Annotated in this window: 10 protein-coding genes; 6 read left to right on the top strand and 4 right to left on the bottom strand. The window is 71.2% G+C overall.

Annotated features, from left to right (window positions below):
• Positions 1 to 32: 32 nt before the first annotated feature.
• Positions 33 to 2,783: a pyruvate dehydrogenase (acetyl-transferring), homodimeric type gene (gene aceE / locus C7C46_RS32400; protein WP_110673498.1), complete on the bottom strand. Its 2,751-nt coding sequence runs from the start codon at positions 2,781 to 2,783 to the stop codon at positions 33 to 35.
• A 473-nt stretch (positions 2,784 to 3,256) separates the two neighbouring features.
• Here aceE and C7C46_RS32395 point away from each other — a divergent pair, with 473 nt between their 5' ends.
• From C7C46_RS32395 to C7C46_RS32385, 3 genes are all read left to right on the top strand, one after another.
• A complete protein-coding gene (locus C7C46_RS32395; RefSeq protein ID WP_110673497.1) occupies positions 3,257 to 3,688 on the top strand; it encodes a DUF3052 domain-containing protein in 432 nt (143 codons plus the stop codon).
• 254 nt (positions 3,689 to 3,942) lie between these two features.
• Complete coding sequence (locus tag C7C46_RS32390) at positions 3,943 to 4,401, top strand: peroxiredoxin (protein ID WP_110673496.1); 459 nt, start codon at positions 3,943 to 3,945, stop codon at positions 4,399 to 4,401.
• Between the two features lie 152 nt (positions 4,402 to 4,553).
• Positions 4,554 to 5,129, top strand: coding sequence for a TerD family protein (locus tag C7C46_RS32385; protein ID WP_110673495.1), 576 nt, complete (start codon positions 4,554 to 4,556; stop codon positions 5,127 to 5,129).
• A gap of 60 nt (positions 5,130 to 5,189) precedes the next feature.
• Here C7C46_RS32385 and C7C46_RS32380 read toward each other — a convergent pair whose 3' ends face one another.
• The gene (locus C7C46_RS32380; RefSeq protein WP_110673494.1) at positions 5,190 to 7,487 is read right to left on the bottom strand and encodes a protein kinase domain-containing protein; all 2,298 of its coding nucleotides are present in this window, start codon (positions 7,485 to 7,487) and stop codon (positions 5,190 to 5,192) included.
• 187 nt (positions 7,488 to 7,674) lie between these two features.
• Between C7C46_RS32380 and C7C46_RS32375 the strand changes: the two genes are divergently transcribed.
• Positions 7,675 to 8,256 carry a TerD family protein gene (locus tag C7C46_RS32375; protein WP_110673493.1) on the top strand — a complete coding sequence of 194 codons (582 nt, stop codon included), beginning with the start codon at positions 7,675 to 7,677 and terminating at the stop codon, positions 8,254 to 8,256.
• Positions 8,257 to 8,308: 52 nt separating this feature from the next.
• Positions 8,309 to 9,484 (top strand): DUF475 domain-containing protein, encoded by a 1,176-nt coding sequence (locus C7C46_RS32370; RefSeq protein ID WP_110673492.1) that lies wholly within the window; start codon positions 8,309 to 8,311, stop codon positions 9,482 to 9,484.
• 176 nt (positions 9,485 to 9,660) lie between these two features.
• On the opposite strand, the gene C7C46_RS32365 is transcribed toward C7C46_RS32370, so the two are convergent.
• On the bottom strand, positions 9,661 to 10,731 hold the full coding sequence (locus C7C46_RS32365) for a DUF2637 domain-containing protein (RefSeq protein WP_110673491.1): 1,071 nt from the start codon (positions 10,729 to 10,731) through the stop codon (positions 9,661 to 9,663).
• Between the two features lie 304 nt (positions 10,732 to 11,035).
• Between C7C46_RS32365 and C7C46_RS32360 the strand changes: the two genes are divergently transcribed.
• Entirely contained in the window at positions 11,036 to 11,761 is a 726-nt protein-coding gene (locus C7C46_RS32360; RefSeq protein ID WP_110673490.1) for a Tellurium resistance, read from the top strand.
• Positions 11,762 to 11,795: 34 nt separating this feature from the next.
• Here C7C46_RS32360 and C7C46_RS32355 read toward each other — a convergent pair whose 3' ends face one another.
• A complete protein-coding gene (locus tag C7C46_RS32355; RefSeq protein WP_110673489.1) occupies positions 11,796 to 12,674 on the bottom strand; it encodes a TerD family protein in 879 nt (292 codons plus the stop codon).
• Positions 12,675 to 12,739 lie beyond the last annotated feature (65 nt).

The following is a 12,739-nucleotide window of genomic DNA, read 5'->3' as shown; positions in this document are numbered from 1 at the left end:
GGCCGGCCCTCGGCCGTTCACTGGGACCGGACTCAGGCGTCGCCGCCGGCCGCGCCCGGGTGGGCGGCGGCCACGTCCAGCAGCTGGTAGCGGTCGATCGCCTCCTTCAGCGCGGAGCGGTCGATCTTGCCCTGCTTGGCCAGCTCGGTCAGCACGCCCAGCACCACCGACTGCGCGTCGATGTGGAAGAACCGGCGGGCGGCACCGCGGGTGTCGGCGAAACCGAAGCCGTCCGCACCCAGCGACTGCCACTGACCCGGCACCCAGCGCGAGATCTGGTCCGGCACCGCGCGCATCCAGTCGGAGACCGCGACGAACGGACCCTCGGCGCCCTGGAGCTTCTGCGTCACGTACGGGACGCGCTGCGGCTCCTCCGGGTGCAGCAGGTTGAACTCCTCGGCCTCCACCGCGTCGCGGCGCAGCTCGTTCCAGGAGGTCGCGGACCAGACGTCGGCCCTGACGTTCCACTCCTCGGCCAGGATCCGCTGGGCCTCCAGCGCCCACGGCACGGCCACGCCGGAGGCGAGGATCTGCGCCGGGACCTGGCCCGCGGTGCCGGCCCGGTACTTGTGGATGCCCTTGAGGATGCCCTCGACGTCCACGTCCTCCGGCTCGGCCGGCATCTGGATCGGCTCGTTGTACACCGTCATGTAGTAGAAGACGTCCTCGCCGTGCGGGTGCTCGGCGGAGGAGCCGTACATGCGGCGCAGGCCGTCCTGGACGATGTGCGCGATCTCGAAGCCGTACGCCGGGTCGTAGGCGACGACGCCGGGGTTGGTCGAGGCCAGCAGGTGCGAGTGGCCGTCGGCGTGCTGCAGGCCCTCACCGGTCAGCGTGGTGCGGCCGGCGGTGGCGCCGATCACGAAGCCGCGGGCCAGCTGGTCGGCCATCTGCCAGAACTGGTCGCCGGTTCGCTGGAACCCGAACATCGAGTAGAAGACGTAGACCGGGATCAGCGGCTCGCCGTGGGTCGCGTAGGACGACCCGGCGGCGATCAGCGAGGCGGTGCAGCCGGCCTCGGAGATGCCGTCGTGCAGCATCTGACCGGTCGGCGACTCCTTGTAGGCCAGCAGCAGCTCGCGGTCGACCGACTCGTAGGTCTGGCCGAGCGGGTTGTAGATCTTGGCCGAGGGGAAGAGCGAGTCCATGCCGAAGGTGCGGTACTCGTCCGGCGCGATCGGCACGAAGCGGTTGCCGATGCCCTTGTCCCGCATCAGGTCCTTGAGCACCCGGACGAAGGCCATCGTGGTGGCGATGGTCTGCTGGCCGGAGCCCTTCTTGACCGCCTTGTACGCGTCGTCGCCCGGGAGCACCAGCTGCGTCGGGCGCACCTTGCGGGTCGGCACGTAGCCGCCCAGCTCCCTGCGCCGGTCGTGCATGTACTGGATCTCCTCCGAGTCACGGCCCGGGTGGTAGTAGGGCGGGTAGCCCTCCTCCAGCTGCTTGTCCGTGATCGGGATGTGCAGGCGGTCGCGGAACCGCTTGAGGTCCTCGACCGTCAGCTTCTTCATCTGGTGGGTCGCGTTGCGGCCCTCGAAGTTGGGGCCCAGGGTCCAGCCCTTGACGGTCTGCGCCAGGATGACGGTCGGCTGGCCCTTGTGCTCGCGGGCCGCCTTGAAGGCCGCGTAGACCTTCTTGTGGTCGTGGCCGCCGCGACCCAGGTGCTGGATCTGCTGGTCGGTCATGTCCTCGACCATGGCGCGCAGCCGCAGGTCGTCGCCGAAGAAGTGGTCGCGGATGTACGCGCCGGTCTCGGTGGCGTAGGTCTGGAACTGGCCGTCCGGGGTGGTGTTCAGCTTGTTCACCAGGACGCCGTCGCGGTCCTGGGCCAGCAGCGGGTCCCAGGTCCGGTCCCAGATCAGCTTGATGACGTTCCAGCCGGCGCCGCGGAACTGCGACTCCAGCTCCTGGATGATCTTGCCGTTGCCGCGGACCGGGCCGTCCAGGCGCTGCAGGTTGCAGTTGACCACGAAGGTCAGGTTGTCCAGGCCCTCGCGCGCGGCGAGCGACAGCTGGCCCAGCGACTCGGGCTCGTCCATCTCGCCGTCGCCGAGGAAGGCGTAGACCTGCGAGTCGGAGGTGTCCTTGATGCCCCGGTGCTCCAGGTAGCGGTTCATCCGGGCCTGGTAGATCGCACCGAGCGGGCCCAGGCCCATCGAGACGGTGGGGAACTCCCAGAAGTCCGGCATCAGCCGCGGGTGCGGGTAGCTGGACAGTCCGTAGGGGGCCTTGGACTTCTCCTGGCGGAACGAGTCGAGCTGCTGCTCGCTCAGTCGGTCCAGCAGGAAGGCGCGGGCGTAGATGCCGGGGGAGGCGTGACCCTGGAAGAAGATCTGGTCACCGGACTCGCCCTCGGCGTCCTTGCCGCGGAAGAAGTAGTTGAAGCCCACGTCGTAGAGCGACGCGGAGGAGGCGAAGGTGGCGATGTGGCCGCCCACGCCGATGCCCGGGCGCTGGGCCCGGGAGACCATGACGGCCGCGTTCCAGCGGGTCGCGTTGAGGACCTTGCGCTCGATCTCCTCGTTGCCGGGGAAGAACGGCTCGTCCTTGGTCGCGATGGTGTTGACGTAGTCCGTGCTGCGCATCTCGGGCACGGCCACGCGCTTCTCACGGGCCCGCTCGATGAGGCGGAGCATCAGGTAGCGGGCGCGCTCACGTCCCCGCTCGTCGATGGCCGCGTCGAGCGACTCCAGCCATTCCGCAGTCTCCTCGGGATCGAAGTCCGGGACCTGACTCGGAAGGCCGCCAATGATGATCGGGTTGCGATCGGATCCGGAAGCCACGCTGTTCCTTCACTCTCGGACGAATCTCTTGGTGTGTCGCGCCGCCTCCATCGTGCTACCGCGTTCGGAGATCCGTCATATCTACCGATCGGTAACCATCTCCCCTGGTCAGGGAGCCGGTCAGGTGGCGTGCGGGCCGGCGGTCCGCCTTGGGCCGCCGGTGTGAGGGCCAACAGGAGACTCTACGCCCGTGCTCGGGTCCGCCTCGAATGCCGTTCGCATCTCGGGCGCACAGCATGGGAACAGGGGTCGGAAGTTGCCGAATGGCGTGCGGCATGCGCAGCATGGGCGAACCGTCGACAAAAGGGCAAATCGGTGTGATCCCCGGCACAGGTCACGGCGTGTCTTGCTACGACACGTCAACCTTTGGGTGGGATCGGGGGTCGGGTACTTGCGCGAACCGCCGCGCCCGTGTGGACTACGGCCACAGCCCTGGCACCGACGCTTGGGCCGAAATACTGGAGGTTATTCCCGTGAGCGCGACCGCGGACCCCGCGGACAAGTCCAACCCGGCCGTCAAGCTGGGCTTCGAGCCCGGTCAGATCGTCCAAGAGCTGGGGTACGACGAAGACACCGATCAGGACCTCCGCGACGGCGTCGAGGAGATCACCGGTGAGGATCTCGTCGACGAGGACTATGACGACGTCGCTGACGCCGTCCTGCTGTGGCACCGCGAGGACGACGGGGATCTCACCGACAGCCTCGTCGACGCCCAGGAGTACCTGGCCGACGGTGGGCTGATCTGGCTGCTGACCCCGAAGAAGGGTCGTGACGGCCACGTCGAGGCGCACGAGATCGCCGAGGCGGCCAGCACCGCCGGGCTCTCCCAGACCAGCTCGGTCGCCGTCGCGGCGGACTGGGCCGGCACCCGGTTGGCCACTCCGAAGGCGGCCAAGAAGCGCTGACACCGCGCTCGACGGGCCCCGCTGGAGGAAGCTCCAGCGGGGCCCGTCCGCATCTGCGGCCGCCCTGTAGCCGCCGCCGAGAGCACTGTTCGCCCGGGGCGAACATTCCCCCTAACCGCCCCCTGAACTCACTCGTTCGGCCGAATCGCCCCGCGTGGATGCGAGGATGTGCCCGCGGTCGGCCCCTCGGGACGCCACCGTGACCCAGGGACGCGTCGCAGTGCCGCGCCCACCGCTGAGAAAGGTTCCTCACCATGGCCATCGAGGTCGGCACCCAGGCTCCGGACTTCGAGCTGAAGAACCAGCACGGCGAGCTGGTCAAGCTCTCCGACTTCCGCGGCGAGAAGAACGTCGTGCTGGTGTTCTACCCGTTCGCCTTCACCGGTGTCTGCACCGGCGAGGTCTGCGAGATCCAGAACGAGCTGCCCCGGCTGCAGAACGACGACGTGCAGGTCCTCGCGGTCTCCAACGACTCGCCGTTCACCCTGCGGGTCTTCGCCGAGCAGCAGGGGCTGGAGTACCCGCTGCTGTCCGACTTCTGGCCGCACGGTGCCGCCTCGCGCGCCTACGGCGTGTTCGACGAGGAGAAGGGCTGCGCGGTGCGCGGCACCTTCGTGATCGACAAGGCCGGCGCGGTGCGCTGGTCCGTGGTCAACGGCCTGCCGGACGCGCGGGACATCAAGGAGTACCTGACGGCGCTCGGCGCGCTCTGAGCGCCCCCCGAGCCACGGCTCGGCCCGGCCCGGCCTGACGGGGAACCCCCCCCGGCGCGCCGGGCCGCGTCGTCCCCCGGTAAGGGAACCCCGCACTACGATCGGCCCGTTGCCCGGGGTGCGGGAGCGCGCAGGACGGTGAAAGGAACCTGATGGGTGTCAGCCTGAGCAAGGGCGGCAACGTCTCGCTGGGCAAGGAGGCGCCCGGCCTGACCGGCGTGCTGGTGGGCCTGGGCTGGGACGTTAGGACCACCACCGGCGCCGAGTTCGACCTGGACGCCAGCGCCCTGCTCTGCACCGAGCAGGGCCGGGTGACCAGTGACGCCAACTTCGTCTTCTTCAACAACCTGCGGAGCCCGGACGGCTCGGTCGAGCACGCCGGGGACAACCTGACCGGCCTCGGCCACGGCGACGACGAGGTGATCCGGGTCGACCTGGCCACCGTTCCCGACGAGGTCGCCAAGATCGTCTTCCCGGTCTCGATCTACGAGGCCGAGCAGCGCGGCCAGACCTTCGGCCAGGTGCGCAACGCCTACATCCGGGTGCTCGACCCGGCCGACGGGCGCGAGCTGGCCCGCTACGACCTGACCGAGGACGCCTCCACCCAGACCGCGATGGTCTTCGGCGAGCTCTACCGCAACGCCGGTGAGTGGAAGTTCCGGGCCATCGGACAGGGCTACGCGAGCGGCCTGCGCGGCATCGCGCTGGACTTCGGCGTCAACGTCTGACGCTGGTTCAGCCTGACGCCGTTTCAGTCTGGCGCCGGTTCAACCCGTCCGGGCCCCGGCTCAGTCCAGCGGCAGGGCGTACACCTGGTTGTCCTGAAGGGCGATCAGCTGTTTTCCGTCGGTGGCGAACTGCCAGCTCGCCGCCGCGGTGGAGGGGCTGCGGAAGTTCCAGGCGACCTGATGGGTCCTGGTGTCCACGGCGAACACCCCCTTGGTGTCGCTGCCCACCACCACGGTGGAGCCGGCCAGGAACGGCGGCTCCGCCATGGTGACCTCCTCCGGGAGCGCGACCCGCCACAGCTCGGTGCCGTTGTCCGCCTGGTAGGCGATCAGCACCGGCCCGGCGGGCGGGGTGTAGGTGGTGCCGTCGATGGTCATCGTCGCGCCGCCGAGCACCGCGTAGACCACCCCGCCGCCGAGCGAGACCGGGGTGTACCAGAGCCGCTTCTGCGGCGGCGTCTTCAGCCAGGCCTGCTTGCCGCCCTTCACCGCGACCGCCTGCAGGCCCAGGCCCGGTGCGGAGCAGAACGCCCTGGTCCCGTCGGTGGCCGGCGGATAGGGCGCCTGGGACTGGGTGTCGGCGAACCAGAGCTGCTCGCCGTTGGCGGTGGAGCGGGCCACCAGGTTGGTGGAGGAGTCGGTGTACAGCAGGGTGTCGCCGGCCACCACGGCGAGTACGTCCGGGTCCGCGTCCGGCTTGCGGTGCTGCAGCCAGAGCAGCGAACCGTCCTTGTGCGAGAGCGCCATGATGCCCTTGACGTGGGTGTCGGTGGTCAGGTCGGCACCCATCACGTCGCACAGGGCGTAGACCGCGTGGTCGTCGGCGGCCAGCACCCTGGCCGCGGTCACCAGGGTGTTCGCGTCCGGGCCCGGCTTCTGGGCGAAGCTCCACTTCACCGAGCCGCCGGCCGGGTCGACCGCCATCAGGTTGAGCTGGCTGTAGAAGACCGAGTCGCCCTCGGCGTGGATGTCGTCGGCGGCGGCCTTGGGGTCGGTCCAGCGGACCGAGTGGTCCTTGCCGTCCAGCGCGTACACCCCGTCGCCGCCGATCAGCACCAGGCCGTGCGAGCAGACCGGGCGGGCGTCGAGGAAGTTGGTGGGGACGGTCCAGGTCCAGTTGGGCCGCGGGGGCTCGCCCTTGGCGCGGGAGCGGGACGGGCTCGGGGCTGCGGTGCCGGTGGTCGGGCCGCCGGTGGGCGGGACGGGGGCCGGCGTCGGGGCGGGCGAGTGGCCGCGCAGCGCCCAGGCGGTACCGCCCGCGGCGGCCAGCAGCAGCGCGCCGCCACCGGTCAGCAGGGCGCGGCGGGACGGGGTTCGGGCGGGGACCGCGACGGTCGGAACCTCGGCGGCGGGGAGCGCGCCGGCGGGTGCGGAGCCGGGTGCGGAGCCGGGCGCGGCGCCGGGCTGAGCGGGCGTCAGGGGCTGAGCAGGCGTCAGCGGGGCGGCTGACCGGTGCGGCTGGGTGGGCGGCTCCAGGTCCAGCACGGCGGCCGCGTGGTCGGCGATCCGGGCGGCCAGCGCGGCCGGCAGCCAGCTGGTGGAGTCGCCCGGGCCGAGCAGTTCGACCAGCTCGACCGGGGTGAGCCGGTCGGCCGGGTCCTTGGCCAGGCAGGCGGTGACCACCGGCCAGAGCTCCTCGGGCAGTGCCGCCAGGTCCGGCTCCTCGTGCACCACCCGGTACAGCTGCGCGGCCGCCGAGGACTCGTCCGACCGGCCGAACGGGCCGGTCCCGGTGGCGGCGAAGACCAGCACCGAGCCGAGCGAGAAGACGTCCGAGGCCGGGCCGGCCGCCTGCCCGGACGCCTGCTCGGGGCTCATGAAGCCGGCCGAGCCGACCACCAGGCCGGTGCCGGTGAGCTTCTCCTCGTCCAGTGCGCGGGCGATGCCGAAGTCGATGACCCGCGGGCCGGCCGAGCTGAGCAGCACGTTGGAGGGCTTGAGGTCGCGGTGTACCAGGCCGGCCGCGTGCACCGCGACCAGCGCCCGGGCCAGGCCCGAGGCCAGGGTGCGCACCGAGGCGAGGGGCAGCGGCCCGTGCTCGGCCACCGCCTCGCCCAGCGGGGTGCCCAGCACGTAGCCGGTGGCCAGCCAGGGCACCGCGGCCTCGGTGTCGGCGTCCACCACCGGGGCGGTGAAGGCGCCGCCCACCGCGCGGGCGGCGGCCGCCTCGCGGGCGAACCGGGTGCGGAACTCGCGGTCCGCGGCCAGCTCCGGGCGGACCACCTTGACCGCGACCGTACGGCCGCCGGCCGAGCGGGCCAGGTAGACCACACCCATCCCGCCGGCGCCGAGCCGGGCGATCAGGCGGTACGGCCCGACCCCGGCCGGATCGGTCGGGTCCAGTGGCTGGATCGACATGGTGTGGCTCCCCCGTAGCTGGTGTGCTGGAGATCGTAGGGCTTTCGGCCGCTTGATAGGTTCCAAGTTCAGGATGTTCAGCGGCCGGACCGGCATGGACCGGGCGGGGATGGCGTAGAGATATATGTCGGCCCGCCTGTGCTCTGGCGCGCAGTCGGGCCGCCAGGGAGTGGGAGGAAGAGCCACCATGAGTGTCACGCTCGCCAAGGGCGGCAACGTCTCGCTGAGCAAGGCCGTGCCGAACCTGACGCAGGTGCAGATCGGCCTGGGCTGGGACGCCCGGTCCACCACCGGCACGCCCTTCGACCTCGACGCGAGCGCGCTGCTGTGTGCGGGCGGGCGGGTGCCCGGTGACGAGCACTTCGTCTTCTACAACAACCTCAAGAGCCCCGACGGCTCGGTGGAGCATCTGGGCGACAACCTGACCGGCGGCGCCGAGGGGGACGGCGACGAGGAGGTCGTGGTGGTCACCCTCGACCTGGTGCCGCCCTCCGTCGACCGGGTGGTCTTCGCGGTGTCGATCTACGACGCCGAACTGCGGGTGCAGAACTTCGGCCAGGTCCGCAACGCGTACATCCGGGTGGTCAACCTGGCCACCGGCCAGGAGATCGCGCGTTACGACCTGTCCGAGGACGCCTCCGGCGAGACCGCGATGATCTTCGGGGAGCTCTACCGCTACCAGGGGGAGTGGAAGTTCCGCGCGGTCGGGCAGGGGTACGCATCGGGTCTTCGTGGCATCGCCCTGGATTTTGGAGTCAACGTCCAGTGACGGTCACGCCCCTGGCGTGCGCCGAACTGCCGGCCGAAAGGTAGTCGTCCCCGTGTTCCTCCGCACTTTCGGATGGTCCGTCGCGACCACGATCGCCGGGCTGGTGGCAGCCGGTCTGATCTGGGGCGCCCAGGGCTTCGGCGTGGTGCTGGTCCTCGCGATCCTGGAGATCTCGCTCTCCTTCGACAACGCGGTGGTCAACGCCACGGTGCTGAAGCGGATGAACCCGTTCTGGCAGCGACTGTTCCTCACCCTGGGCGTGCTGATCGCGGTCTTCGGCATGCGGCTGGTCTTCCCGCTCGCGGTGGTCGGCCTGACCGCGCAGCTGAGCCCGACCACCGTGCTGGACCTGGCGCTCAACTCGGACCACACCGCAGACGGCCTGACCTACGGGCAGCACCTGGAGGCCGCCGGGCCGGCGATCGCGGCGTTCGGCGGCATCTTCCTGCTGATGATCTTCCTGGACTTCGTGCTGGGGGAGAAGGACTACCACTGGCTGCGGCTGCTGGAGCGGCCGCTGGAGCGGATCGGGCGGCTGAGTTCGGCCTCCTCGGTGATCGCGTTGCTCTCGCTGGTGCTGGCGGCCCGCCTGCTGGCCGGGGAGCACGCCGAAACGGTGCTGCTGGCCGGTCTGTTGGGCCTGGCGACCTATCTGGTGGTGAACGGGCTGTCCAGCCTGTTCGAGTCCTCGCTGGAGGGCGCCGAGGAGGCCGAGCCGGGCCCGAGGGGGCCGCAGGACGCGATCCCCGATCTGCGGGACGCGGTCCCGGCGCAGGACGCGGTCCCAGCGCAACTGCACGGCTCCTCGCCGATGCTGCTGGCCGGCAAGGCGGCGTTCTTCCTCTTCCTGTACCTGGAGGTGCTGGACGCCTCGTTCTCCTTCGACGGGGTGGTCGGCGCCTTCGCCGTCACCGACAACCTGTTCCAGATCACCCTGGGTCTGGGCATCGGAGCGCTCTACATCCGCTCGTTGACGGTCTACCTGGTCCGCAAGGGCACCCTGGACGACTACGTGTACCTGGAGCACGGTGCGCACTACGCGATCGGGGCGCTGGCGGTCATCCTGCTGGTCTCCATCGCGCACAAGATCCCGGAGTTGGTCACCGGGCTGATCGGCGTGGCCTTCATCGGCGCCGCGCTGGCCTCCTCGGTGCGGCGCAACCGCCGCGAGGCCGAGTTGGAGGAAGCGATGGCCGACCTGGAGCCGGTGCCCAGCGGCCGTCCCTGACGCCGGGCCGGTCCCGGGCACCCAGGGACAGCGCAGGCACGACGCAGGGACAGCGCAGGCACGACGCAGGGACGAAGCAGACACGACGCAGGGACGAAGCAGACACGACGCAGGCACGAAGCAGCCCCGCACACCGGTGGTGTGCGGGGCTGTGTGCTGCTCCGGACGGCGCCGGGTCAGCCGAGCTTCTTCTCCATCGCCCGCAGCTTGCGCTCCAGCGAGTCGAAGGGGGACTCCAGCCGGGGCATCGACAGGGTGTCGTCGTCCGGAGTCAGGTCGACGCTCGCGGACCGGCCGGCCTCGACGGCGGTGCGGCGCGGCGCGGCGGACAGGGCGGCGGGCTCCAGCGCGGAGGGGCCGACCTTGGCCATCGGGTCCTCAGCTTCTAGCGCAGGCTCCGTAGCGGGCTCGCCGGCGCCGCCGGAGGTCAGCGCGGCCACCTGGCGGCCACCCCGGCCGCGGCCCAGCACGCCGCCGCGGGAGAGCGCCTTCAGCTCGGCCCGCTCACGGCGGTCGGCGCTGCGCGCGGCATTGCGGGCCTCCTGCCGGGAGGCCCGCTCGTCGCGCACCTCCTCGACCGCCTCGTCCAGGCTGCGCACGTTCTCCAGCAGCATCAGCGACCAGGCCGCGTAGGTCTCGCGCGGCGCCCGCAGCCAGCGCACGATGCGGATCTGCGGCAGCGGACGGGGGATCAGGCCCTGCTCGCGCAGCGCGGCGCGGCGGGTCTGCTTGAGCGCCCGGTCGAAGAGGATGGCCGCCGAGATGGACATGCCGGAGAAGAACTGCGGGGCGCCGGCGTGGTCGCCGCCGCGCGGGGCGTGCACCCAGTTGAACCAGGCCGAGGCGACCGCGAAGACCCAGACCAGCAGGCGCGAGCCGAGCGCCGCGTCACCGTGGCTGGCTTCGCGCACCGCGAGCACCGAGCAGAACATGGCGGCGCCGTCCAGGCCGAACGGGACCAGGTACTCCCAGCCGTTCGACAGGCCCAGGTTCTGGGTGCCGAAGCCGACCAGGCCGTGGAAGGAGAGCGCGGCCGCGACGCCGGCGCAGCAGAACAGCAGGACGTACGAGGCGATCCCGTAGACCGCCTCCTTGCGCCGCCGGCGCTCCTCGGTGCGCTCCCAGGAGTCCCCGCTCTCCTCGGGCTTGGAGTTCTTCATGCGCAGCACCGCCACCAGCACGGCGACGAAGAGCAGGCCGGCGCCGGCTATGCCGGCCCAGACCAGTTGAGTGGGCGAAAGTGACATTGCGGCGTGAGCCTCTGCTTTCCGCGATCGGGGCGGGAGGTTTGGACTGACCCGCGCGTGACGGGGGGACACCTGTGCGGCAAGACGATATCGCGTCCGAAGAGGCCGCATGGTACGGGAGTAGGAGTTGTGGGACCATCCGCCAGGCGGGTGGCTGGTCCAGGGCCTGACGGGGGATCGGATCGGACGGTGGCTCAGCCCCGGTGCTGGGTATGGAGCGCAGTGCACAATGGTGCGTCAGAGCACCGTCACCGCCGGTCACGGGGGGGACGAAGGATCGAGCTGAGGGTGGGGGCGGGTCGGCATGGGCACGGTCTGGGAGTTCCTGCGCGGGGAGCGGAACGTGCCGGACGTGGTGGGCCAGGGCGGCAAGGTGATCCTCACCAAGTCCCGTCCGACGCACCAGTTGGCCGGGGAGGGGCCGACCACCGGCACCCTGTACGTGAACCTGCACTGGACGGCCCGGGTGGTCGACGGCTCCTCCCAGGGCAACCTGCGGCGCAAGCTGTTGCAGCCGCGGCAGTTGCTGCGCCAGGGCGAGGAGCCCGTGCAGAGCGGCGCCCAGAACGTCGACCTGGATCTGGCCTGCATGTACGAGATGACCAACGGCGCCCGCGGGGTGGTTCAGCCGCTGGGCAAGTTCTTCGGCGACCTGCAGCAGGCGCCGTACATCAAGCTCAGCGGGGACGACCAGTACGGGGCGCCGTCCGGTGAGTCGATGTACATCAACCTGGAGAAGAAGGACGAGTTCAAGCGGCTGCTGATCTTCGTCTACATCTACGACGGCACCCCGGCCTTCGACCAGACGCACGCCCAGATCCAGATCGTGCCGCCGAGCGGGCAGCGGCTGGAGGTGAACCTGGACGAGCGGGCCGGCGCGGCCCGTTCGTGTGCGGTGCTGCTGATCGAGAACCAGGGCGGGAAGCTGATGGCCCGTCGGGAGGTGCGGTACGTGCACGGGTTCCAGGCGGACCTGGACCGGCTGTACGGGTTCGGGATGCAGTGGCAGCGGGGGTACAAGGAGGAGTAGCGGCTCGCTGACCGCCCTGGTCCCCGCGCCTCCGCTAGCGGGGGAGGAACTGCGGGCCCTGCGGGGGGAGGACGAAGGCGGGTTGCTGCACCGGGGGCTGCGGCTGCGGTTGCGGCTGCGGTGGCGCCGGGGGCTGCGGCGGGTAGCCGTAGCTGGGCTGCGGTTGGGGCTGGGGCGGGTAGCCGTACGTCGGCCGGGGCTGGGGCTGCACCGGTTGAGGGTAGCCGTAGGCGGGCGAGTTGGTCGGCGGATCGGCGGGCGGCGGCGGGGTCGGCGCGGCAACCGGCGAGGGTGCGGGGTGGGCCGGTCGGGCGGGCTCGGCGGGGGGCGGGGTCGGCGCCGCCTGGGCCGGGGCCGGGAGCGGCTCCTCGTCCACCGTGATGCCGAAGTCGGTGGCCAGGCCGCTCAGCCCGGAGGCGTAGCCCTGGCCGACCGCGCGGAACTTCCAGCCGCCGTCGCGCCGGTAGAGCTCGGCGCAGATCAGCGCGGCGACCGGCTCCACCTCGAGCACCGCGAACTCGGCCAGCGGCGGGCTGCCGACCGGTGCGGCCGCGTCGTGCAGCAGCACCCGCAGGTTGCGCACCTGCTGGAAGGTCCCGGTCTCGGCGGACCCGGCCAGCACCACCCGCTGCACCTCGACCGGCAGTTTGGCCAGGTCCACCTCGACGGTGTCGGCGATCTCGTCAGTGCCGGGCACCCGCTGCTTGGGCAGGTGGCGCACCACGCCGGAGGGGTGCCGGGGCTGGTTGTAGAAGACGAAGTCGGCGTCGGACCGCACCTTGCCCGCCGCCCCGAGCAGCAGCGCGGAGGCGTCCAGGTCCGGTGCCCCCGGCGGCGCGCTCCAGCGCAGCACGGCGCGGACCGCCGCCGCGGTCAGCGAGATGTTGGCGCCCTTCGCCATCACGTGCGTCATGTCTGTCATCCTGCCCGCTGGCTGCCTCGCCGGACAATGCGCCCCGGCCTCTTTGTCTCACGGCG

The sequence above is a fragment of the Streptomyces tateyamensis genome (assembly GCF_003205575.1).
In the GTDB taxonomy this organism is placed as follows: domain Bacteria; phylum Actinomycetota; class Actinomycetes; order Streptomycetales; family Streptomycetaceae; genus Kitasatospora; species Kitasatospora tateyamensis.
The sequence above is the reverse complement of the archived record's forward strand: the minus strand, read 5'-3'. Positions and strand labels throughout refer to the sequence as shown.